We start from the raw sequence: 21,640 nt of genomic DNA on the forward strand, positions 1-21,640 counted from the left end.
CAGGAGAATCCAGATGGAATTCATTGCACTTGATTACACCACGCTCCGCGTGATCTGGTGGCTGCTGCTCGGCATCCTGCTGGTCGGCTGGGCCGTCATGGACGGGTTCGACCTGGGCGTTGGCACCCTGCTGCCGTTCGTGGCCCGTACCGATGACGAACGCCGGCTGGTGATCAACACCGTCGGTCCGGTCTGGGAAGGCAACCAGGTCTGGTTGGTGCTCGGCGGCGGCGCGATCTTCGCCGCGTGGCCGCCGCTGTACGCGGTGAGCTTCTCCGGCTTCTACCTGGCCGTGTTCCTGATGCTGTTCGGGCTGATCCTGCGCCCGGTCGCCTTCAAGTACCGCAGCAAGATGCCCGGCAAGCGCTGGCGCCAGAACTGGGACCGGGCGCTGTTTGTCGGCGGCCTGTTGCCGGCACTGATCGCAGGCGTGGCGGTGGGCAACGTGCTGGTCGGCGTGCCGTTCCACTTCGATGACAGCATGCGCATCTTCTACACCGGCACGCTGATCGGCCTGCTCAACCCGTTCGCCCTGGTGGCGGGCCTGGTCAGCGTGGCGATGGTGGTGTCGCACGGTGCGGCGATGCTGGTGCTCAAGACCGACGGTCCGGTGGCCGAGCGTTCGGCCCGCTATGGCAGCGTGGCTGCACTGGCGAGCTTCGTGTTGTTTGCCGCTGCCGGCGCCTGGGTGGCCTTCGGCCTGCCGGGCTACCAGATCACCTCGCAGGTGGTCACCGACGGTCCGACCAACCCGCTGTTGAAGACCGTAGAACTGGGCAGCGTCGCCGGCGGCTGGCTGCGCAACTACAGCAGCATGCCCGCCACCGTGGTGTTCCCGCTGATCGGCCTGCTCGGTGCCCTGGCCAGTGCAGTGCTGCTGCGTGCCCGCCGTGGCGGCCTGGCCTTCCTCGCCTCGGGTGCGTCCATCGCCGGCATCATCCTCACCGTCGGCTTTGCGATCTTCCCGTTCCTGCTGCCGTCCTCCAGCCAGCCCATCTCCAGCCTGACCGTCTGGGACAGTTCGTCCAGCCATCTCACGCTGTGGATCATGCTGCTGGCCACGGCCATCTTCCTGCCGATCATCATTGCGTATACCAGCTGGGTGTACCGCGTCATGAAGGGCAAGACGACCGCCGAAGAAATGGGCGACAACCCCAACGCGTATTGAGTGGTTTCATGCGTGCCGACCACCGGTCGGCACCACCCCCGAATGAAGGAGAGTGAACATGTGGTATTTCGCCTGGATCCTCGGCGCCGGCCTTGCTTCGGTCGTGGCCATTCTCAACGGCATGTGGTTCGAAGCCCGCGAAACCAGCCGACTGGACAACGAGCAACGCTGAAAGTGTAAAAAAGAGTTGCCGATACGGCCTTCACACCGTATTCTTGGCGGCTCCTTCGGGGTGTAGCTCAGTCTGGTAGAGCGCTACGTTCGGGACGTAGAGGTCGCAGGTTCGAATCCTGTCTCCCCGACCACTCAGGTGGTCGCATTGAAGCCTGGAAGCACGATTTCCAGGCTTTTGTGTCTAAGCCGTGGCAACGCGGCGCCGAAGGAAAGCAACACGGTCCCCCTTGCCGCCGAAGGGCGGGATCGATACAATAGGCGGCTCCTTACGGGGTGTAGCTCAGTCTGGTAGAGCGCTACGTTCGGGACGTAGAGGTCGCAGGTTCGAATCCTGTCTCCCCGACCATTTGATGGTCACATTGAAGCCTGGAAGACACATGTCCTCCGGGCTTTTTTGTGTCTGTTGATTGGGGCACGCCCCAGCCTGGATGGCATCGTCGCGTAGCGCCGGGCTCTGCCCGGCAGAATTGAACGATGGCGGCACTAGCAGCCGGACTAGCAGCCGGGCAGAGCCCGGCGCTACGCGGCCAGCCATTGATTTCCGTCCGGCCCGTTGGCACGACCCATTCATTTGGCGCAGGTACAATGCCCCGCTTCGGGACGCGCGCGGCGCGCGCCATTCCTCTTCGACCCCACGCAGCCCCCGGCCATGTGCCCGTGGCGGCGTTTCCGCACATCCGGCCCCCCACCGTGATCGCGCCACCTGCACGAGATCCACGCCCATGACCCCTACCGACCCACACGCCTCCTCCCTGCTGCGCGGACGCATGCTCGCCTTTGCCGCCATCCTGCTGGCCGCGCTCAACCTGCGCACCGCCGTCACCTCGGTCACCCCCCTGCTCGACCTGCTCGGCCAGACCTTCGGCTTCGGCACCACCATGACCGGCGTGCTCGGCATGCTGCCCACCGCCTCGTTCGCCCTGTTCGGCGTCACCACCCCCATGGTGGCCCGCCGCATCGGCCTGGAACGCACCGCCCTGCTCGCCATGGGCCTGGCCACCGTCGGCCTGCTACTGCGCTCCATGGCTGGCGGCATCGGCAGCCTGCTGTTCGGCTCCATCGTCGCCCTCGCCGGCATGGGCATCGGCAACGTCGTCGTCCCGCCCCTGGTCAAGCGCTACTTCGCCAACCGCGTCGGCACCGTCAGCACCCTCTACATCACCGTCCTGCAGATCGGCACCATGATGCCCGCCCTGCTCGCCGTGCCCCTGGCGCAGAGCGCCGGCTGGCGCGTGTCGCTGGGCATCTGGGCCATCCTCGCCCTGGCCGCCGCGCTGCCCTGGATGGCGCTGGCCCGCCGCCGCCCGCATCCGGACCCGCTCGACACCGCCGCCGACCCGGCCGCCCAGCCGCATGGCAAGGTCTGGCGCACCCCGCTTGGCTGGGGCATGACCCTCATGTTCGGCATGACCTCGCTCATGACCTACTCCATGTTCACCTGGCTGCCGCGCATCGTCGTCGAAGCCGGTGCCACCCCCGCCTTCGGCGGCATCATGGTCGCCATCTTCGCCGCCTGCGGCCTGCTGCCCTCGCTCACCATGCCCGCCTTGGCCGTGCGCCTGCGCAACCCCTTCCCGCTGGTCCTGATCGGCTTCTCGGCCTTCCTCATCGCCTTCGCCGGCCTGCTCTTCGCCCCCATGAAGGCGCCGTGGCTGTGGGCCGTCCTGCTGGGCATCGGGCCGTCCACGTTCCCGCTCGCGCTGACCCTGATCAACCTGCGCACCCGCACGCCCGCCGGCTCGGCGGCCCTGTCCGGCTTCATGCAGGGCGTGGGTTACGCCTTCAGCTGCCTGGGCCCGTTCCTGTTCGGCTGGCTGCACGAAGTGAGCGGTGGCTGGCACCTGCCGTTCGGCTTCCTGGTGATCTGTGCGCTGGTCCTGCTCACCGCGTCGTGGGTGGCCTGCAAGCCGCAGAAACTGGAAGACCAGTGGTAAGCGTCGCTTCTACACACCGCTTGCGCACCTGCTGACGTAGCGTGTCACTCACTGACCTGCCGGCAACGGCAGGCAGTCCGGGCCTGGATCTCTCCAGCGCGTTTCACTGAACGGCTTCAGTACGCAACGACCCCGGGGACATCGCCGTGGCGGCGGCCGGTCGGTCTTTGCATTCAGTACGTTATGACCTGTTTCGAGTCTTCCTCGACAGCTGGATGCCCATACGCCCGATTTAACAATTTGTAAACAATTGCGCAGTCAGGCAGGATTGGCATGTGATGTGCGTCACACTTTTCGCACACCATATTCTTTGAAGGGATGCACTGGGGGTTCCATGTACAACCATCGGCCGCTGGCGCTTTGCGTCGGCCTGGCATGCGCCACACTCTGTCTGACCAGCACCGGCGCACGCGCCGCCGCCACTGCGGATCAACTGGGGCAGATCAGCCAGTTCCGCGACCATGCCCAATGGCTGGATGCGCTGGCCGCGATCGAGCGGGCGCAGCTGCAATCGCCCGACGACGCGCTGCTGTACAAGCTGCAGGTCCTGACCCTGTCCGACATCGGCAATGCGCACCGCGCCTGGCAGCTGTACCAGGCCCGCCCGCAGCTGTTCGATGACGGCCAGAAGCAACGCTTCGAGGCCAACTACCTGGCCAAGCTGGTCGGCTGGAGCCTGGCCTACGGGGCCAGTGAAGACACCCGGCTGGACGAAGCCGAAAGCGCGCTGGCGCAGATGCAGCAGTATCTCGACCGCGACGGCAGCAGCGTGCAGGCCGCGCCGCTGCGCATCCGCTACGACCGCCTGATCCTGCTCAACCGGCTGGGCCGGCACACGCAGGTGCGCGATGAATACCGCAGCCTGCTGGCCGAAGGCCATCCGGTGCCGAACTACCTGATGGCCCCGATCGGCGATTCGCTGATGGCCACCCAGCATCCACAGGAAGCCATCCCCGTGCTCGAAGCGGCCATGAAGGCCGACCCCTCGCAGCCGCAGGTGCGCTCCGAACTGGCCTACGCCTACCTGGAAAGCGAACAGGCCGACACCGCCATCGCGCTGCTGCAGAAGTGGCAGGCCGACGAACCGGCCTGGCGCTGGACCAACGGCGCCAAGGCACCGCACGCCAACTGGCCGCGTTACGAAGCCGACCTCAACCTGGCCATGGTGCGCGCCTACAGCGGCGACCTGCCCGCCGCCCAGCGCGACCTGGAAAAGATGGTCGACATTGGCCCGGGCAACACCGGCACGCAATCTTCGCTGGGCAACGTCTACCTGATGCGCGGTTGGCCGCGCCGGGCGCTGGAGCGCTACAGCATGGCCAACACGCTGGACCCGCGCGATGTCCCGGCCCGCCTGGGCCAGTACGACGCCTACGTGGAACTGCAGCGCGACGACCTCGCCCGCCCGATCCGCGACACCCTGGTGGAACGGTACCCTGGCCAACCGTCAGTGCAGCGCCTGGACCGCAGCTGGCGCGCCCACCGCGGCTGGCAGTTGCATGCCTACGCCGAGGGCGGGCGCAGTTCCGGCGGCGGTGGCGCATCGCCATTGGGCAACGATGACGGCCGTTACGGCGTGGAAGTGCAGTCGCCGATCCTCGACGACCGCTGGCGCGTGGTGGCCTTTGCCGACCGCCGCAACGTCGACTTCCAGGACCAGACCATCAACCCGCTGCGGGTGGGCCTGGGCACGCGCTACCGCTATGGCCGCGCCGATGCCGAAGCCTTCGTCAACCGTGCCAACGACCACATCGGCGATACCGGCCTGAGCGCCGGCCTCGGCTGGCAGTTCAGCGACCAGTGGCACGTGGGCGTCACCGCCGCGCGCAACGACGCCGACGCCTCGCTGCAGGCACGCGTGTCGGGCATCACCGCCGACAGCGTGGCCGTGGCCGCGGACTACCGCCGCAACGAACGCACCCACTGGAGCATTGGCGCCAGCCAGTTCCGCTACGACGATGGCAATCGCCGCGATACCGTCACCACCGCCATCGAGCAGCGCCTGCTGACCCGCCCCACGCTGATCCTGGACGGCCTGGGCAGTCTCTACGCCAGCCAGGGCAGCCGCGACGACGTGCCCTACTTCAACCCGTCCGAGGACCACTCGGTGGAACTGGGCCTGCGCGTGGACCAGCAGTTGTGGCGCCACTACGAACGCCACTTCCGGCACCGCCTGACGGTGTCGGTGGGCCAGTACTGGCAGCAGGGCTTTGGCAGCGCGATCGTGCCGTCGGCCGAGTACCGCCACGAATGGCAGATCGGCGAAGGCCGGATCTTCGAGTACGGCGTGAGCTGGTCGCGACCGGTCTACGACGGACAACGCGAACGACACGTCGGCCTGGATGTCGGCCTGCGCTGGGGAGAATGAGATGGACCATATGGATCTGAAACGCTGGACCCTGGGGCTGCTGCTGGCGATGCTGGCCGTGGTCGCTCCCGCGCACGCGCAACCGCAGCCGGCGGTGCTGGACGCAGCCGACAACGGCCTGCTGGTGCTCAGCTACCACGACATCCGCGATGACGTGGCCACCACCAGCGACCTGGACGCCTATGCGACCAGCACCCAGAATTTCTCCGCCCACCTGGACTGGCTGTCCGCGCACGGCTACCACCCGGTGTCGCTGTCGCAGCTGATCACCGCCTCCCAGGGCGGCGCCCCGCTGCCGCCCAAGCCGGTGCTGCTGACCTTCGATGACGGCCTGCGCAGCGTGTACAGCAAAGTGTTCCCGCTGCTGCGCGCCTACAACTACCCGGCGCTGGTGGCGGTGATCACCGATTACGTGGACATGCCCGCCGGTCGCCAGATCGATTACGGCTACCGCCCCTTCACCCGCGATGATTTCCTCACCTGGGAACAACTGCGCGAGATGCAGAAGAGCGGGTTGATCGAACTGGCCAGCCACACCGACAACCTGCACCACGGCGTGCAGTCCAACCCGCAGGGCAACTCCACCCCGGCGGTGATCACCCGCATCTACGACCCGACCGCCAAGCGCTACGAAACCGCCGCCCAGTACGACGCCCGGCTGCGCGCGGACCTGCAGCTGAGCGTGGACCGCATCCAGAAGAACGTGGGCGTGTCGCCCAAGGCGATCGTGTGGCCGTATGCCGCCTACAACGCGCTGAGCAACGACATCGCCGAGCAGCTTGGCATGCCGGTGTCCTTCGACCTGGAAGGCCGCAGCACGCCGGTCACGCGTGACCTGCATGGCCTGGCCCGGTTGCTGGTGACCAACAACCCGACCGTGGTGCAGCTGGCCTACGAACTGCGCCGCGACGTCGAACGCGACGGCATGCGCGCCCTGCAGATCGACCTGGACGCGGTGTACGACGCCGACCCGGTGCAGCTGGCCAAAAACCTGGATGCGCTGATCGAGCGGGTCAAGAAGATCGGCCCCACCCACGTGTTCCTGCAGGCCTTCGCCGACCCGGACGGCAACGGCTCGGCCGACGCGCTGTACTTCCCCAACCGGCACCTGCCGATGCGCGCGGACCTGTTCAACCGGGTGGCGTGGCAGCTCAAGACGCGCGCCGGGGTGAAGGTGTTCGCATGGCTGCCGGTGCTGGGCTATGAGCTCAAGGACCCGGCCATCCGCAAGGCGCTGGCGATCGAGAGCCCCGAGCGCGACGGCATCTTCCGGCTGGACTTCACCCGCCCGAAGGTGCGCCGGATCATCGATGACATCTACGAAGACCTGGCAATCAACTCCTACTTCGAGGGGCTGCTGTTCCACGACGATGCCTACCTGCGCGACACCGAGCTGAGCCAGCTGCCGCCCGAAGGCGATGACGGTGCGCGCACCCAGGCGCTGATCGACTTCACCCTGGAGCTGCGCACCGCCGCGCAACGCTGGCGGCCCAAGCTGGCCACGGTGCGCAACCTGTACGCGCAACCGGTGCTGCAGCCGCAGAGCGCCAGCTGGTTCGCCCAGCGCCTGGACCTGTTCAACAAGGCCTACGACCACACCGCGTTGATGGCGATGCCGTGGATGGAAGGCAGCCGCAACCCGGAAAAATGGCTGGACAAGCTGGTGGTGGCGGTGCGTGCGCACGACCCGCAGCTGTCCCAGACCATGTTCGAACTGCAGACGGTGGACTGGCGTACCCAGAAACCGATTCCCGGTGAGCGCCTGCGTGCGCAGATCCGTCGCCTGCAGGCGCAGGGCGTGCGTCATTTCGCCTGGTACCCCGACGACTTCATCGCCGGCCGTCCGTCCACTTACGATGCGCGCGCGGCGATGTCCTCGCGCAGCTTCCCGTACGAGGAAAAGTGAGGCTGCCATGCATCCCTTCCTGTTCGCGCTGTTCCAGTTCGCCTTCTTCTATCCGATGGTGATGGCGTTTTTCTGGATGTCCGGCGGCCTGTACTACTTCTTCCGACGTGAGCGGAAGGCGCGCGATCGCAATGATCCGCCGCCGATGGACGCCTACCCGTTCGCGTCGATCCTGATCCCGTGCCACAACGAAGCGGACAACCTGGCCGACACGCTCGGTTCGGCGCTGCGCCAGAACTATCCGGACTTCGAAGTGATCGCCATCAACGATGGCAGCAGCGACGACACCGGTGCCCGTCTGGACGCGATGGCCGCCCTGCATCCGCGGCTGCGCGTGGTGCACCTGGACCGCAACCTGGGCAAGGCCAATGCGCTGCGCATGGGCGCCCTGGCGGCACGGTCGGAATACCTGGTGTGCATTGATGGCGATGCGATGCTGGAGGAGTACGCCACCCACTGGATGGTCTGGCACCTGACCAGTGGCCCGCGCGTGGGGGCGGTGACCGGCAACCCGCGCATCCGCAACCGCTCCACCCTGCTGGGGCGCCTCCAAGTGGCCGAGTTCTCCTCGATCATCGGCATGATCAAGCGCGCCCAGCGCGTGTATGGGCGCATCTTCACCATCTCCGGCGTGATCGCCGCGTTCCGCCGCAGCGCGCTGCACCGCATCGGTTACTGGGCCGACGACATGGTCACCGAGGACATCGACATCAGTTGGCGCCTGCAGCTGGACCACTGGGACATCCGCTACGAACCCAACGCGCTGTGCTTCATCCTGATGCCCGAAACGCTCAAGGGCCTGTGGCGGCAGCGCCTGCGCTGGGCCCAGGGCGGCGTGGAAGTGATGCTGCGGCATGGCAGCTCGCTGTTCCACTGGCGCAAGCGGCGCATGTGGGGCGTGCTGCTGGAGTACCTGCTGAGCGTGCTGTGGGCCTACACCATGCTGGCCATCATCGTGCTCTGGGCGCTGGGCAAGTTCATCCCCCTGCCGCAGGACCTGTACATCGCCACGCTGCTGCCGCAATGGCACGGGGTGATTCTGGCGCTGGTGTGCCTGCTGCAGTTTGCCAGCAGCCTGATCATTGATCGTCGTTACGAAACCCACATTGGACGCAACTACTTCTGGGTGATCTGGTACCCGATGGCGTACTGGCTCATCAGCCTGTTCACGACCCTGGTGGCCCTGCCGAAGACGCTGCTCAAGCGCCGCGGCAAGCGGGCGGTCTGGGTCAGTCCCGACCGGGGAATCCGATGAACACTGTCAAATCCACCCGCCGCTTCGACTCGCGCCTGATCCAGAAACCGCGCCAGCAGCCGCGTCTGCAACGCACCGCCTGGGGGTTTGTGACCCTGGCCTTCTGGGGGTTCTACTTCTACCTGTGGGCGCCGCTGGTGACGCTGATTTCCTGGCTGCTCGGCGGGCGTCTGGCCTGGCTGCAGCTGTACGAGTACAAGCAGACGCTCGATCCCTTCATCATCTTCGCGTTGCCGGTGATGCTGGTCTGCACGGCGGTGCTGCTGATTGCCTGGGCCGAGTACAACCGCATGCGGTTTGCCGGCAAGGAGCGCCGCACGCCGCATGAAGACACCACCCGCGAGGAGATCGCCCGCGACCTGGGCGCCAGCGCCGAACTGGCCGCGCTACTGGCCAGTAGCAAAGCGGTCACGCTGCACATGGACGACCATGCAAGGCCGGTGGGGCTGACGCGCCAGCCGCTGCTGTAAGGGGGGGGTCTCGGCAGGGCTGCGCCCTGCACCTGCCGAAGCTGAAGCCGGAGCCGGAGCCGGAGCCGGAGCCGGAGCCACGTCAACGGCCAATGCGGCTCTGGGTTTCTGCTGGCTGGGCGGGGCGGTGTGGGTGGGCAGGACACGCCGTAAACCCGTCCATGGGGGCTCGGCGGCGCCATCCATGGCGCCGACGGTCCTTCCCACCCACACCGCCCCACCCCCGACAGTTTCCTGGTGACGGTGGGGAGAGCCATGCCATGCGGGGACGAAGTCTTATCGATATTGATATCGATATCGATATCGAATAATTCGAATTGAAATCGAAGAGCATCCACGCATGGCGTGGATCTACTGTCAGATACGGGAATCTGTCGGAGGCGGGGTGGGTCCGGTTGCGGGGGTGTCCGCGGCATGGATGCCGCGGCCAAGCCCCCAGGGACGGGTTTACGGCGTCCCCCGCAACCGGACCCACCCCGCCATCCCACGGATGGCAAGCTTCTGCGGTTGCCGTTGCGGTTGCCGTTGCGGTTGCCGTTGCGGTTGCCGTTGCGGTTGCCGTGGCGGTTGCCGTGGCGGTAGCGGGTGCAGGGCGGCAGCCCTGCAAACAACAACACACCTACCGCGTCTGCCCTTCTCCGCGCACCACGAACCGTTCCACCGTCAGTGCTTCCAGACCCATCGGGCCGTAGGCGTGCAGGCGCGTGGTCGAAATGCCGATCTCCGCGCCCAGGCCCAGCTCGCCGCCGTCGGAGAACCGCGACGATGCGTTGACCATCACCACCGCCGAGCGCAACGCGTGCACGAACTGTTCGGCCGCCTGCGCATCTTCGGTAGCGATCACCTCAGTGTGATCCGAGCTGTACTGCTGGATATGGGCCAGGGCCTGGTCGAGGTCATCGACCACGCGCACGGCGATGATCAGGTCCAGGTATTCGGCGGCGTAGTCGGCGTCGGTAGCCGGCTGCGCATCGGCCAGCCACGCGCGCGCGCGCGCGTCGGCGCGCAGCTGCACCCCGCGCGCGCGCAGAGCCGTGTCGGCCAGTGGCAGGAAGGTGGCCGCGATGTCGGCATGCACCAGCAGCGTTTCCAGCGAATTGCAGGCCGACGGCCGGCTGCACTTGCCGTCCACCAGCAGCGCCAGTGCCCGTTCGAGGTTCGCCGCGCGGTCCACGTACAGGTGGCACACGCCTTTGTAATGCTTGATCACCGGCACCCGCGCATGCTCGGCCACGAAGCGGATCAGGCCTTCGCCGCCGCGCGGGATCGCCAGGTCGACCAAGTCGTTGAGCTGCAGCAGTTCCAGCATGGTCTCGCGGCGCAGGTCCTCGACCAGCGTCAACGCCGCGTCGGCCACGCCTGCCTCGCGCAGCGCGCGCTTGAGCGCGGCGGCAATGGCGGTGTTGGAGTGGATGGCTTCCGAGCCGCCGCGCAGGATCACTCCGTTGCCGGCCTTGATGCACAGCGCGGCAGCGTCGGCGGTCACGTTCGGGCGCGCTTCGTAGATCATCACGATCACACCCAGCGGCACGCGCACTTTCTGCACGCGGATGCCATTGGGGCGCACGTCGTCACGGGTGACCAGGCCCACCGGATCGGGCAGCGCGGCCACTTCACGCAGGGCCGCGGCGATGCCGGCCAGGCGCGTGGAGTCCAGCGCCAGGCGGTCGAGCATGGCGCTGCCGGTGCCTTTGTCGCGCGCGGCGGCCAGGTCGCGTGCATTGGCCGCCAGGATGTGCCCGGCATCGGCCTCCAGCGCGGCGGCCATCGCGTCCAGCAGCGCGGTCTTGGCGCTGGAAGACAGCTGCGCCAGCTGCTGCGCCGCGGTGCGGCAGGCCAGTGCCTGGGCGCGGATGTCGGTGGGGGGGCTGGCAACCATCTCATTATCCTCTGAAGTACAGGGTAGAGCCACGCCATGCGTGGCTGCAGGACGTCAAACGGGCCCAGGCTGCGCAGCCCTGCATGGCGTGGCTCTACCGTGGATGTTCTTACGCGTTACAGCACTACCAGGTCATCGCGGTGGATCACGTTGCCACCGTAGTTGTAACCGAGCACGCGCTCGATGTCGCGCGAGTGGTGGCCGGCGATGCGGCGGATGTCACTGGCCGAGTACTGGCTGACGCCGCGCGCCAGGCATACCTCGCCCTGCTCATTCCGCAGGCGCACTTCAATCATGTCGCCGCGGCGGAAATCGCCCTCGGCACCGCGCACGCCACCGGGCAGCAGCGAGGCCCCCTTGTCGCGCAGCGCGGCGGCCGCACCGTCGTCGATGAGGATCGCGCCGGGTTCCAGCGGGGCATGCCGCAACCAGTACTTGCGGGCGGCCACCCGGGTCTGTCCGGCGTGGATGCGGGTGCCGAACAGCCGACCCTGGGCCAACGCGCGCACCACCTCGCTGTCGCGGCCATTGAACAGGCAGGTGTCGATGCCGACCCGCCCGGCCTTGGCTGCCGCTTCGAGCTTGGTATGCATGCCGCCAGTACCGGCCCCGCTGCCGGCGCCGCCGGCCATGGCCAGCACCTCGCCGGTGAGCTCGGGCACGTCGTGGATCGGGCGGGCCTGCGGGTTACGGCGCGGGTCGGCACTGTACAGGCCATCGATGTCGGTGGCGATGAACAGCACGTCGGCATCGATCAACGCCGCGACCGTGGCGGCCAGGTTGTCGTTGTCGCCCAGCTTGAGCTCGTCCACCGACACGGTGTCGTTTTCGTTCACCACCGGCAACGCGCCCAGGCGCAGCAGCTCGTTGAGGGTGGCGCGCGCGTTGAGGTAGCGGCGGCGGTTGCGCAGGTCGTCGTGGGTGAGCAGCACCTGCGCCACCGGGCGCTCGAAGAAGCGCTGCCACAGGCCAATCAACTGCGCCTGGCCCAGCGCGGCCAGCGCCTGGCGCGCGGCCATCGCCGCACCGGCTTCCAGCGCGCGCGGCACGATCGCGCGGCCCGCGGCCACCGCGCCGGACGACACGATCACCACCTCGCGCCCGGCCAGTACGTTGGCCGAGACGAACTGGGCCAGGCCCAGTGCATGACGCGGCGACAGCCCGCCGCCATCGGCAGCCAGCAGGCTGCTGCCGACCTTGAGCACGGCACGCTTCCACGGCGGCAGCGTCTGTTCGAGAAACGGTGAGTGCACGGTGGGGCTCATCACGGCTGCATGCCTCAGCGGGTGGCCCATTCGTGGATGCTGGCGGTGGCACTGCCGTGCACCAGCAGCGGATCGGTGTCCACCAGCGCCTGCGCGGCGGCCAGGTCGGCCACGTCCTGCAGCACATAGGCGCCGCCGCTCTTGTCGGTGAAGCCGCCGGTGAGCAGCAGCTGGCCGCGCGCGCGCACGTCATCGAGGAAGCGTGCGTGCTCGGCGCCGACCTCGTCGCGGAACGCCGGGGTGCGGGTGACCAGTACCAGGTAGCAGATGTTCATCGGGTGTCCCTTCGGTTGCCGGGCAGCGCCGGGCAGTACAGTTGCAAAAACGGCGACCTTGCGGTCGCCGTCGTGATCACACCAGCGCGGCCCAGCGGGCGCGCAGTTCGTCCAGCCGCAGGTCGGCGGCCGCACCGGGCGACACGCGCGCGGCCAGGCTGCCTTCGGGCGTACGCCCCTGCCCTGCGCTGTCGGCCCCGGCCGCAGCGGCCTTGTAGGCTTCGCGGAACGGAACGCCGGCCACGGCCGCTTCAACCGCCACGTCGGTGGCATACATGCCCGAGTCGATCGCCGCGCGCAGCTTGTCGTCGCGCCATTCCAGGTTGGCCAGCAACGCCGGCAGCAGTTCCAGTGCGGCCAGGCCACGACCGAAGCCGTGGAAGATGGCGCCCTTGCTGCTCTGCAGGTCGCGGTGGTAGCCGGACGGCAGCGACAGCAGCTGCTCGATCTCGGTACGGGCGGCGGCCACGCTGGCGTGGGTGGCGCGCATCAGTTCGATCACGTCCGGGTTGCGCTTGTTGGGCATGATCGAGCTGCCGGTGGTGTACTGCGGCGGCAGCGCCACGAAGCCGAACTCGCCGCTGGTGAACAGCGACAGGTCCCAGGCGATGCGGCGCAGGTCCAGGGTGGCACCGCCCAGCGCTTCCAGCGCGGCCAGTTCGAACTTGCCGCGCGACAGCTGCGCGTAGATCGGCGACACCTGCATGCGCGCAAAACCGAGCGCGGCGGTGGTGTGGGCGCGGTCCAGCGGCAGGTTCACGCCGTACCCGGCGGCGGTGCCAAGCGGGTTGGCGTCGATCAGCGCGAAGGTGTCGTGGGCACGGATCGCGTTGTCGATGAAGGCCTCGGCCCAGCCGGCCCACCACATGCCCGCCGAGGACACCACGGCGCGCTGGATGTGGGTGTAACCCGGTACCGGCAGGTCCTTCTCGGCCTCGGCGCGGTCCAGCGCCACCTTGGCGATCTCCCGGCTCAGGCCGGCCACGTGCAGCAGCTTGTCCTTCAACCACAGGCGGGTGGCCACCAGGATCTGGTCGTTGCGGCTGCGCCCGGTGTGGATCTTGCGGCCGGCATCGCCCAGGCGCTCGGTCAGGCGGGCTTCGATCGCCGAATGGCAATCCTCGAAGCGCTCATCCAGCACGAATGCACCGCTGCGGAAATCGGCGCCCAGCACGTCCAGCTCGCGCAGCAGGCCATCCAGCTCGTCGCTGGACAGGATGCCGATGTGCTGCAGGCCCTGCGCGTGCGCCTTGCTGGCGGCCACGTCATACAGGAAGAACTCGCGATCCAGGATCACGTCATCGCCCGCCAGGAAAGTCTGGATCTTGGCGTCGACGGCGACGCCCGGCTTCTGCCACAGAAGGTCTGCCATGTCTTGCTCCGTTGGCGGAATCGCTCCGCCGGGTTGTGCGCGCACCGCTGCCGGTGTGCGCCGGAAAGGGTTCAGTGCGGGATCGCGGCCAGTTCGTCCAGACCCAGCGCCAGGTTGAGGTTCTGGATGGCCTGGGTGGCCGCGCCCTTGAGCAGGTTGTCCAGGGTGGCGACAACCACGACCCGTTTGCCGCCCGGGGCCACGTCGAAGCCACCGATCTGCACGCCATGACGGCCGGCGATCTGGCTGACCCACGGCGCCTCGTCGATGACCTCGATCAGCGCTTCATTGGCGTAGTACTGCCGGTACTGCGCGATCACGTCCTCGCGCTTGACCGGGGTGTTCAGCCACAGGTTGACGGTCATGGTGATGCCGCGGAAATGCGGTGCCACGTGCGGCATGAACTCCACCGGCACGCGCAGGTGCGCGGTGACTTCGCGCTCGTGCATGTGGTTGGTGAGCGCGTACGGCATCAGGTTGTCACGCAGCAGTTCCGGGTTGTTCTTGTCCGACGGGGTGGTGCCGGCGCCGGAATACCCGGACACGCCGAAGCACTGCGGCGGGCCGGCCAGCTGGGTCAGCAACGGGCTGATCGCCAGCTGCATCGCGGTGGCGTAGCAGCCCGGGTTGCTGATGTGCTTCTGGCCGAGGTAGTCGCCGCGGGTCAGTTCGGGCAGGCCGTAGTACCAGCTCGGCTCGAAGCGGTGGTCGGCCGACAGGTCCACGATCACCGTGTCCGGGCGGGCCGCGTCCAGCGCGGTGACGAACGGCGCGGCCAGCCCGTTGGGCAGCGCCAGGATCACGGCGTCCATGCCCTTGGCGGCGACCGCGTCGGCATCGAGGTTCTCAAAGTGCAGGTCACCCTGCCAGTCGGCGTGGTGATCGCTCACCCGCTGCCCGGCCAGTTCGCGCGAGGACACAAAGCCCAGCTGCAGGTTCGGGTGTGCGGCAATCAGCTTGATCAGCTCGGCGCCGGTATGGCCACGGGCGCCGACGATGCCGACGGTGTACGAGGGGGAACTGCTCATGCGTGTGCGTCCAGGCGGTGCTGCAGATGGCGCTTCACGCCCTGCCATTCCGCGTCGATGATGGAGAAGATGACGGTGTCGCGCGGGGTGCCGTCGGGGTGGCGCTTGTGGTTGCGCAGCACGCCGTCCTGCTTGGCACCCAGCCGCGCGATCGCGGTGCGCGAGGCGAAGTTGAACCAGCTGGTTTCGAACACCACGCTCAGACACGCCAGCCGTTCGAAGGCATGGGTAAGCAGCATCAGCTTGGTCTCGGTGTTGATGCCGGTGCGCTGCGCGTCCTGCCCGTACCAGGTGTAGCCGATGCTCAGGCGCGGCACTTCTTCTTCCATCGCGTAGTAGCGGGTGGTGCCCACGACCTCATCGGCCGCGTTGAGCACCACGAACGGCAACACCTTGCCGTCGGCCTGGGCCTGCAGCGCGGCCTGCACGTAGCCGGTCATGGTCTTGGCGCTGGGCACCTGGGTGTACCAGAGATTGGACAGCGTACCGTCGCCCAGCGCGCCGCGCAGACCGTCGATGTGCGCCATCTGCAGCGGCTCCAGCCGGGCGTGGGTGCCGGCCAGCGTGGGCACCTTGGTCCAATCGGCGTGATTCATCGGGTTCAGCCCTCCAGGCTCGGGGTGCGCAGGGCGCAGTGTTCAACGTAGGTACGGATGCGCTCGAAGCCGTCGGCGCCAAACCAGAACACCTTCCAGGTGCCCTGCTTGTAGCAGCCATCGGACTCGGCGTAGTAGAAGTGGTTGATCGGGTTGCCATTGCGCGAGCGCCAGAACAGCTGCGGGGTTTCCTCCAGCATCACGTTCCACACCGCGCGGCCCAGGCCTTCACCCTGCGCGTCGTCAAGCACCGCGAACTTGTCCAGGTACACGCCTTCGGCCTCGTCGGTGAGGATCACCGCGGCGCGGTAGTTCTCGCTGACATAGGCGCGCAGCAGCTTGGTCTTTTCAAAGTAATCCGGCACCAGGGTGCGGCCGAAGCTGGATTCGATCAGGCCTTTCAGGCGCGGCAGGTCCAGTGCGTCCCACGACGTGGCGCGCAGCACCTTTTCGCCCTTGCGCACCAGCGTGCCCGAGCCCTTGTGGGTGAACAGTTCCTTGGCCAGGTCCGACGGCCGGGTGATGGACACCGACGACTCCAGCGGCAACCGGTCCAGCAGGTCCTTGATCTGTTCGATCTTCACCCGCATGCCGCCGTGGATCCACGGCTGCTGCATCAGCTGGTCGTACTCGGTGGACAGGTTGATCGAGTCGATCACCTTGCCCTCTTCGTCGAGCAGGCCGCCGGTGCCGGTCAGGAAGATGATCTTGTACGGCTGCAGTTCCTGCACCAGTTCGTTGGCGGCAAAATCGGCGTTGACGTTCAGGATCTGCCCGCAGCGGGTTTCGCCCAGGCTGGTGATCACCGGGATCGAGCCGGCGCGCAGGCTGGCTTCGATCGGCGCCAGGTTGACCTTCTTCACCTCGCCCACCAGGCCATAGGTGGCCTGGTCCATGTACTCGGCTTCGAACACGCCACCGGTGATCGAGGTGGCGCGGGCGCCGTTCTGCTGCAGCGCTTCCACCAGTTGCAGGTTGGAGGCCTGGAACACCCGGCGCACGATCGCCAGGCCTTCCGGCGAGGTCACGCGCAGGCCGTTGACGGTTTCCTTGACGATGCCGGCCGCCGACAGTTCGGCGTCCAGCTGCGGGCCGGCGCCGTGCAGCACGATCGGGGTGAGCCCGACTTCCTGCAGGAACGACAGCGAGGAGGTCAGCGCGTCCAGGTCATCGCGCAGCACCGCGCCGCCGACCTTGACCACGGCAAAGCGCTTGGCGTCCAGCTGCGAGAAACGCTTGAGGTACTGGCTGATCTCCTTCGCGCTGGCCATGCTCGAAAGCAGGCGCACGATGGTCTGGCGGGTCTGGCGGTGGGGCTGGGAAGAAGGCATTTCGGTATCGTCACAGGCGGCCGGGGCCGCGATGGGGGTTCCGTCAGTGGGGAGCCACGACGGCGTCATTCGATCAGGCGCCGCGCGCGATGATGCGGTGCACGGATTCGGTGTAACGCTGCAGCTGCTCCAGCGTCACGAACTCATCGGCGGTGTGGGCCTGGGCGATGTCGCCCGGGCCGTACACCAGCGTGGTGTAGCCGCCGGCTGAGAACAGCGAGGCCTCGGTCCAGAAGTCCACCGCGTTGCCGATCGGAATATCCAGCGCATCGGCCACGTCGCGCGCGGCCAGGCGGCGGTTTTCCGCTTCGGCGATGTCGCCGGCCGGGAAACTGGGGCCCCGGAAGGTTTCGGTGAACTGCGCGGCGGCCGGTTCGGCGAACCCGGCGAAGGTGGCCAGCAGTGCATCGATGTCCATCGACGGCAGCGGGCGGAAGCCGAACCGTACTTCGGCGGCGGGCGCGATCATGTTGGCCTTGATACCGCCTTCGACCCGGCCGATGTTGAAGCGCAGGCCGGTCAGCCCACCGAAGCGTGCATGGGCCAGCGATTCCACATGGTCCAGCGCGCGGTTGCCCCAGCGCATGGCCTGGTGAAGCGCGCTGGCCGCCGCATCCTGCTTGCCCGAGGCATGCCCGGCGCGGCCGGTGAACTGCATCAGGACCGAACTGATGCCACGGTGCGCGAGCACCGCTTCGCTCATGGTCGGCTCGGCCACCAGCACCGCTTCATACGGAATGCCACGGGCCAGGAACGCGGCGATGCAGCGTGGATCGTTGGCTTCCTCGTCGCTGGAGAACAGGAACGCGGCATCGCCATCGCTGGCGTTGGCTGCGGCCACCAACGCCGCCGCAGCGCCCTTGATGTCACACACGCCCAGTCCGATCACGCGATCCTCGGCGCGCCGCATCACGTGCGGATCGGCCGTCCAATGCGGCGAGTCCGGCACGGTATCCAGGTGCACGTTGAACAGGTACTTCGGCGTGCCACGCACCGCATACAGGCTGACCGCACCGTCGCCATGGTCGATCACCTCCACGTTGAACCCGGGCAGGTTCGCACGCAGGTAATCGAAGATGCCGCCGGTGGTGATCGCACGCGGCGGGTTGCGCGTGTCGAAGGACACGAGCTGCTGCAGGTGATCGAGTGTCTGTTCAAGCATGTGTCTGAGTACCCGTAGGGTTCAAAATCGGTATCGGCGTTGCGCGGCGCCGGCCAGCGGCCGGCACCCGGTGAATCGCCTTAGCGGTTGACCTGCGCGTACAAGGTCGAGCTCATGCCAAACAGCTTGATGAAGCCTTCGGCTTCTTCCACGCCCCAGTCGGCCGACTGCGCATACGTAGCGCCCTTGGTGTTGAGCAGGTGCGGCGACTTCACCGCGACGGCATCGACGCGACCGCCACGGGTTTCCAGCACCACTTCGCCGTTGACCTTGGCCTGGGAGGACTTCAGGAAGGCCTCGATGTCGGTCTTCAGCGGGTCGTGGTAGAAGCCTTCGTACACCAGCTCCACCCACTTGCGCGCCACGTCCGGCTTGAAGCGGTTCTGCTGCTTGGTCAGCACGGCGTCTTCCAGCGCGCGGTGCGCGGCCAGCAGCGAGACCAGGCCCGGCGCTTCGAACACGATGCGGCCCTTCAGGCCGATCACGGTGTCGCCGGTGTACACGCCACGGCCCACGCCGTACGGGGCGAACAGCTTGTTGAGCTTGGCCAGGATCTGCTCACCCGGCAGCGCCTTGCCGTCCAGCTCGACGGCTTCGCCTTCGACGAACTTCAGGGTGACCGTCAGTGCCTGTTCCGGCCACTCGGCACGCGGTGCGCACCAGCCACGGGCACCCTCGCCCGGCGCTTCCCAACGGTCGATCTCGCCGCCGGACATGGTCAGGCCCAGCAGGTTCTCGTTGATGGTGTAGGCCTGCTGCTTGGCGCGCACGCCGAACCCGCGCTCTTCCAGGTACTTCTGCTCGTAGGCGCGGGTCTGGGTGTGTTCCTTCTGGATTTCGCGGATCGGCGCGACGATCTGGTAGTCGCCGAGCGCCTTCACGGCCAGGTCGAAGCGGACCTGGTCGTTGCCCATGCCGGTGCAGCCGTGGGCGATGATGTTGGTGCCCAGCTCGGCGGCGCGCTTGAGTGCGGCGTCCACGATCAGGTACCGGTCGGAGACCAGCAGCGGGTACTGGCCCTGGTAGCCTTCGCCGGCCCACACGAACGGCTTGACGAAGCCGCTCCAGATCGCCGGACCACCGTCGACGGTGACGTGGCTGGTGACGCCCAGTTCGGCGGCACGCTTCTCGATGAAATCGCGCTCTTCGTCATCCACGCCGCCGGTGTCGGCGAACACGGTGTGCACGTTGTAGCCGCGCTCCTGCAGGTAAGGCACGCAGAAGCTGGTGTCGAGTCCACCGGAGAAAGCCAGGACGATGTCTTTGTTGCTCATGGGGGTCAGGTCCAATTGGGGATAAAGATGCGGTGTAGAGCCGACCGTTGGTCGGCTGAAATATTCGATGCGTTGGTCGGCTGAACTATTCGATGCCCGTGTCGGCTTTACCGGCCGATCAACGCCGACATGATGGCCTTCTGCACATGCAGGCGGTTTTCAGCTTCGTTGATCGCGATGCACTGCGCCGAGTCCATCACGCCGTCGGTGGCCTTCACGTTGCGGCGCAGCGGCAGGCAGTGGCTGAACACGCCGTTGTTGGTCAGCGCCATCTTGGCTTCGTCCACGATGAAGTGCTGGTACTGGTCGCGGATCGGCTTTTCCGGTTCCCAGTTGCCGAAGAACGGCAGCGCGCCCCAGCTCTTGGCGTACACCACGTCGGCGCCGGCATAGGCGCTGGCGATGTCGTGGCTGACCTGCAGCGACCCACCGCTCTCGGCCACGTTCTGCTCGGCCCAGCCCATGTAGCGCTCGTCCAGGATGTAATCCGGGGTCGGGCACAGCAGGGTCACGTCCATGCCCATGCGGGTGGCGATGGTCAGCGCCGAGTTGGCCACCGCGGTGTTCAGCGGCTTGGGGTGGTAGGTCCAGGTCAGCACGTACTTCTTGCCGCGCAGGTCCTGGGTGCCGAAATGCTCCTGCAGCGCCATCACGTGAGCCAGTTCCTGGCACGGATGGGTGATGGTTTCCATGTTGATCACCGGCACCGGCGAGTACTTGGCGAAGCTCTTGAGCACGATGTCTTCGCGGTCCTTGGCCCAGTCGATGAACTTCGGGAAGGCGCGCACGGCGATCAGGTCGCAGTAGCGGCCCAGCACCTTGGCCACTTCGGCGATGTGCTCCTCGGTGTCCCCGTCCATCACCGTGCCCAGGTTGAACTCGATCGGCCATGCGTCCTTGCCCGGCTGCAGCACGATGGCGTGCCCACCCAGCTGGAAGGCGCCCAGCTCGAAGCTGGTGCGGGTGCGCATGGAGGGATTGAAGAACACCAGGGCAATCGACTTGCCCTTGAGCTCGTCGCCCAGCTTGTTGCGCTTGAACAGCGCGGCCTGGGTCAGCAGGGCATCCAGGTCGGTGCGGCTCCAGTCCTGGGTGTTCAGGAAGTGCTTCAGGGACATCGATCGATCCTTTGCGGCTGGTTTTCCACCGTTTCCGGCGGAGGTTGGGGGCGCCGGGGCGCGTTCAGGGCTCAACAAAACGTATACAGATGAAACTTTTCAGATCGTAGAAACGAAAAAACCCAGCGCGGGGGCTGGGTTTTCCGAACAGACAGCACGAAGCTCCGGTTACCCAGCGAAAATGTGGGGTTCCGGTCGGCGGGCACGCGACGTCATGCCCGTAGCCATACGGGCGGCGCTGGTGTCGTGCTGGAAGTCGGTGAGTTTCATGGCCGCCCATCTTTGCATGCACCCCGGGTGGGTGCAAGGCCTGAATGTCAATCGGGGGCACACACCCAGGCGGGGGTACGCCCTGTCACGGGGCCGGACGCCCCTCGCGAGGCCGGTGAGCCGTCTCAGGGATTGGCCGCGCCGCCCTGCTCGGCCCCGATCCACGGGGTGATCGAGACGCGGATCTTGAGCCGGTTGCCCGGATCTTCGGGCAGGCGCGAGCGGTACTTGGTGCCCTTGTAGACGTAATCCACGTCATAGGCGATCGGCCGGCGGAACTCGCGGCCTACCGGGATGATCCGGCATTCGCGGGTCAACAGCGGGCCGTTGTTGGCGGCCGGCGCGGGCGCTTCGGCCACCGGCATCTCTTCCTCGGTGCCGTCTTCGCGGCGGAAGATCGAGCGCACCGAGTCCATGAAACGGCCGAACCGGCCTTTGTCTTCCTGCGGCTCTTCCCCGGTGACGTTGACCGGGGCCAGGGTGCGCGTGGACACCGGCTCGCAATGTTCTTCAGTGCGGGTCGCGCGCAGGGTCTGGAACACCGGTTCGACGTTGAGCACCTGGGCGTAGTCGAACTTCACGTTCTCCACGATCACCACCCGGTTCCGGACCTCGCCGTCCTGGGCGCAGGCCACGGAGGCAGCACCGCCAAGCAGGCAGGTCAGGGTCAGCAACGAAGCGGATTTCATTGGCAACAGGGAAGTGGACAAGAGGGATAGTTTAGGCAGTGCCAGGCACAAGGGGCTGAACATTACCCTTCCGCGATGATTCTGCCCATAGCCCCCCTGCCCCGAG

Annotated in this window: 18 protein-coding genes and 2 tRNA genes; 9 read left to right on the top strand and 11 right to left on the bottom strand. The window is 67.0% G+C overall.

The genetic code is table 11. From position 1 onward, the window contains the following. Window positions 1-13 precede the first annotated feature (13 nt). The 9 genes from cydB (at window position 14) to pgaD (ending at window position 9,275) form a co-directional block, all read left to right on the top strand. Window positions 14-1,168 carry a cytochrome d ubiquinol oxidase subunit II gene (gene cydB, locus ABIA71_RS14660; protein WP_038687450.1) on the top strand — a complete coding sequence of 385 codons (1,155 nt, stop codon included), beginning with the start codon at window positions 14-16 and terminating at the stop codon, window positions 1,166-1,168. Window positions 1,169-1,226: 58 nt separating this feature from the next. Continuing rightward, the gene (cydX, locus tag ABIA71_RS14665; protein ID WP_038687448.1) at window positions 1,227-1,340 is read left to right on the top strand and encodes a cytochrome bd-I oxidase subunit CydX; all 114 of its coding nucleotides are present in this window, start codon (window positions 1,227-1,229) and stop codon (window positions 1,338-1,340) included. Window positions 1,341-1,396: 56 nt separating this feature from the next. Continuing rightward, window positions 1,397-1,473: transfer RNA gene (locus ABIA71_RS14670), tRNA-Pro, on the top strand. Between the two features lie 138 nt (window positions 1,474-1,611). After that, a tRNA-Pro gene (locus tag ABIA71_RS14675) sits at window positions 1,612-1,688 on the top strand. 376 nt (window positions 1,689-2,064) lie between these two features. After that, window positions 2,065-3,276 (top strand): CynX/NimT family MFS transporter, encoded by a 1,212-nt coding sequence (locus tag ABIA71_RS14680; RefSeq protein ID WP_354286115.1) that lies wholly within the window; start codon window positions 2,065-2,067, stop codon window positions 3,274-3,276. 334 nt (window positions 3,277-3,610) lie between these two features. Then, window positions 3,611-5,644, top strand: a complete 2,034-nt coding sequence (gene pgaA / locus ABIA71_RS14685) for a poly-beta-1,6 N-acetyl-D-glucosamine export porin PgaA (RefSeq protein ID WP_354286117.1) — start codon at window positions 3,611-3,613, stop codon at window positions 5,642-5,644. 10 nt (window positions 5,645-5,654) lie between these two features. Next, a complete protein-coding gene (pgaB, locus tag ABIA71_RS14690) occupies window positions 5,655-7,550 on the top strand; it encodes a poly-beta-1,6-N-acetyl-D-glucosamine N-deacetylase PgaB (protein WP_354286119.1) in 1,896 nt (631 codons plus the stop codon). Window positions 7,551-7,557: 7 nt separating this feature from the next. Further along, a complete protein-coding gene (gene pgaC / locus ABIA71_RS14695; protein WP_354286121.1) occupies window positions 7,558-8,805 on the top strand; it encodes a poly-beta-1,6-N-acetyl-D-glucosamine synthase in 1,248 nt (415 codons plus the stop codon). Beyond that, a complete protein-coding gene (gene pgaD / locus ABIA71_RS14700; protein ID WP_354286123.1) occupies window positions 8,802-9,275 on the top strand; it encodes a poly-beta-1,6-N-acetyl-D-glucosamine biosynthesis protein PgaD in 474 nt (157 codons plus the stop codon). Before pgaC ends, pgaD begins: the two co-directional genes overlap by 4 nt. A 619-nt stretch (window positions 9,276-9,894) precedes the next feature. Here the strand turns inward: pgaD and ABIA71_RS14705 are convergent. The 11 genes from ABIA71_RS14705 to ABIA71_RS14755 form a co-directional block, all read right to left on the bottom strand. Continuing rightward, a complete protein-coding gene (locus ABIA71_RS14705) occupies window positions 9,895-11,154 on the bottom strand; it encodes a glutamate-5-semialdehyde dehydrogenase (RefSeq protein WP_354286125.1) in 1,260 nt (419 codons plus the stop codon). 116 nt (window positions 11,155-11,270) lie between these two features. Continuing rightward, the gene (gene proB, locus ABIA71_RS14710; RefSeq protein WP_502961255.1) at window positions 11,271-12,419 is read right to left on the bottom strand and encodes a glutamate 5-kinase; all 1,149 of its coding nucleotides are present in this window, start codon (window positions 12,417-12,419) and stop codon (window positions 11,271-11,273) included. Between the two features lie 14 nt (window positions 12,420-12,433). After that, a complete protein-coding gene (locus ABIA71_RS14715; protein WP_354286128.1) occupies window positions 12,434-12,694 on the bottom strand; it encodes a YciI family protein in 261 nt (86 codons plus the stop codon). 76 nt (window positions 12,695-12,770) lie between these two features. After that, the gene (gene argH / locus ABIA71_RS14720; RefSeq protein ID WP_354286130.1) at window positions 12,771-14,066 is read right to left on the bottom strand and encodes an argininosuccinate lyase; all 1,296 of its coding nucleotides are present in this window, start codon (window positions 14,064-14,066) and stop codon (window positions 12,771-12,773) included. Window positions 14,067-14,137: 71 nt separating this feature from the next. Continuing rightward, a complete protein-coding gene (gene argC / locus ABIA71_RS14725; protein ID WP_354286131.1) occupies window positions 14,138-15,094 on the bottom strand; it encodes an N-acetyl-gamma-glutamyl-phosphate reductase in 957 nt (318 codons plus the stop codon). Then, window positions 15,091-15,690 carry a GNAT family N-acetyltransferase gene (locus ABIA71_RS14730; RefSeq protein WP_128097838.1) on the bottom strand — a complete coding sequence of 200 codons (600 nt, stop codon included), beginning with the start codon at window positions 15,688-15,690 and terminating at the stop codon, window positions 15,091-15,093. Before ABIA71_RS14730 ends, argC begins: the two co-directional genes overlap by 4 nt. A gap of 5 nt (window positions 15,691-15,695) precedes the next feature. Next, window positions 15,696-17,021: an acetylglutamate kinase gene (locus ABIA71_RS14735; RefSeq protein WP_128097839.1), complete on the bottom strand. Its 1,326-nt coding sequence runs from the start codon at window positions 17,019-17,021 to the stop codon at window positions 15,696-15,698. Window positions 17,022-17,094: 73 nt separating this feature from the next. Then, window positions 17,095-18,183: an acetylornithine deacetylase gene (locus ABIA71_RS14740; RefSeq protein WP_354286134.1), complete on the bottom strand. Its 1,089-nt coding sequence runs from the start codon at window positions 18,181-18,183 to the stop codon at window positions 17,095-17,097. An 80-nt stretch (window positions 18,184-18,263) separates the two neighbouring features. Continuing rightward, entirely contained in the window at window positions 18,264-19,457 is a 1,194-nt protein-coding gene (locus tag ABIA71_RS14745; RefSeq protein ID WP_354286136.1) for an argininosuccinate synthase, read from the bottom strand. 107 nt (window positions 19,458-19,564) lie between these two features. Further along, window positions 19,565-20,575, bottom strand: coding sequence for an N-acetylornithine carbamoyltransferase (locus ABIA71_RS14750; RefSeq protein ID WP_038687420.1), 1,011 nt, complete (start codon window positions 20,573-20,575; stop codon window positions 19,565-19,567). Between the two features lie 395 nt (window positions 20,576-20,970). Further along, on the bottom strand, window positions 20,971-21,534 hold the full coding sequence (locus ABIA71_RS14755; RefSeq protein WP_354286138.1) for a hypothetical protein: 564 nt from the start codon (window positions 21,532-21,534) through the stop codon (window positions 20,971-20,973). Window positions 21,535-21,640: the final 106 nt, after the last annotated feature.

This window comes from Stenotrophomonas sp. 2619 (assembly GCF_040548725.1).
Classification (GTDB): Bacteria; Pseudomonadota; Gammaproteobacteria; order Xanthomonadales; family Xanthomonadaceae; genus Stenotrophomonas; species Stenotrophomonas maltophilia_AP.

What these genes read in the sequence shown, in the direction of transcription:
- cydB (WP_038687450.1), top strand. Translation starts at nt 14, where the DNA reads ATGGAATTCATTGCACTTGATTACACCACGCTCCGCGTGATCTGGTGG.
- cydX (WP_038687448.1), top strand. Translation starts at nt 1,227, where the DNA reads ATGTGGTATTTCGCCTGGATCCTCGGCGCCGGCCTTGCTTCGGTCGTG.
- ABIA71_RS14680 (WP_354286115.1), top strand. Translation starts at nt 2,065, where the DNA reads ATGACCCCTACCGACCCACACGCCTCCTCCCTGCTGCGCGGACGCATG.
- pgaA (WP_354286117.1), top strand. Translation starts at nt 3,611, where the DNA reads ATGTACAACCATCGGCCGCTGGCGCTTTGCGTCGGCCTGGCATGCGCC.
- pgaB (WP_354286119.1), top strand. Translation starts at nt 5,655, where the DNA reads ATGGATCTGAAACGCTGGACCCTGGGGCTGCTGCTGGCGATGCTGGCC.
- pgaC (WP_354286121.1), top strand. Translation starts at nt 7,558, where the DNA reads ATGCATCCCTTCCTGTTCGCGCTGTTCCAGTTCGCCTTCTTCTATCCG.
- pgaD (WP_354286123.1), top strand. Translation starts at nt 8,802, where the DNA reads ATGAACACTGTCAAATCCACCCGCCGCTTCGACTCGCGCCTGATCCAG.
- ABIA71_RS14705 (WP_354286125.1), bottom strand. Translation starts at nt 11,154, where the DNA reads ATGGTTGCCAGCCCCCCCACCGACATCCGCGCCCAGGCACTGGCCTGC.
- proB (WP_502961255.1), bottom strand. Translation starts at nt 12,419, where the DNA reads ATGAGCCCCACCGTGCACTCACCGTTTCTCGAACAGACGCTGCCGCCG.
- ABIA71_RS14715 (WP_354286128.1), bottom strand. Translation starts at nt 12,694, where the DNA reads ATGAACATCTGCTACCTGGTACTGGTCACCCGCACCCCGGCGTTCCGC.
- argH (WP_354286130.1), bottom strand. Translation starts at nt 14,066, where the DNA reads ATGGCAGACCTTCTGTGGCAGAAGCCGGGCGTCGCCGTCGACGCCAAG.
- argC (WP_354286131.1), bottom strand. Translation starts at nt 15,094, where the DNA reads ATGAGCAGTTCCCCCTCGTACACCGTCGGCATCGTCGGCGCCCGTGGC.
- ABIA71_RS14730 (WP_128097838.1), bottom strand. Translation starts at nt 15,690, where the DNA reads ATGAATCACGCCGATTGGACCAAGGTGCCCACGCTGGCCGGCACCCAC.
- ABIA71_RS14735 (WP_128097839.1), bottom strand. Translation starts at nt 17,021, where the DNA reads ATGCCTTCTTCCCAGCCCCACCGCCAGACCCGCCAGACCATCGTGCGC.
- ABIA71_RS14740 (WP_354286134.1), bottom strand. Translation starts at nt 18,183, where the DNA reads ATGCTTGAACAGACACTCGATCACCTGCAGCAGCTCGTGTCCTTCGAC.
- ABIA71_RS14745 (WP_354286136.1), bottom strand. Translation starts at nt 19,457, where the DNA reads ATGAGCAACAAAGACATCGTCCTGGCTTTCTCCGGTGGACTCGACACC.
- ABIA71_RS14750 (WP_038687420.1), bottom strand. Translation starts at nt 20,575, where the DNA reads ATGTCCCTGAAGCACTTCCTGAACACCCAGGACTGGAGCCGCACCGAC.
- ABIA71_RS14755 (WP_354286138.1), bottom strand. Translation starts at nt 21,534, where the DNA reads ATGAAATCCGCTTCGTTGCTGACCCTGACCTGCCTGCTTGGCGGTGCT.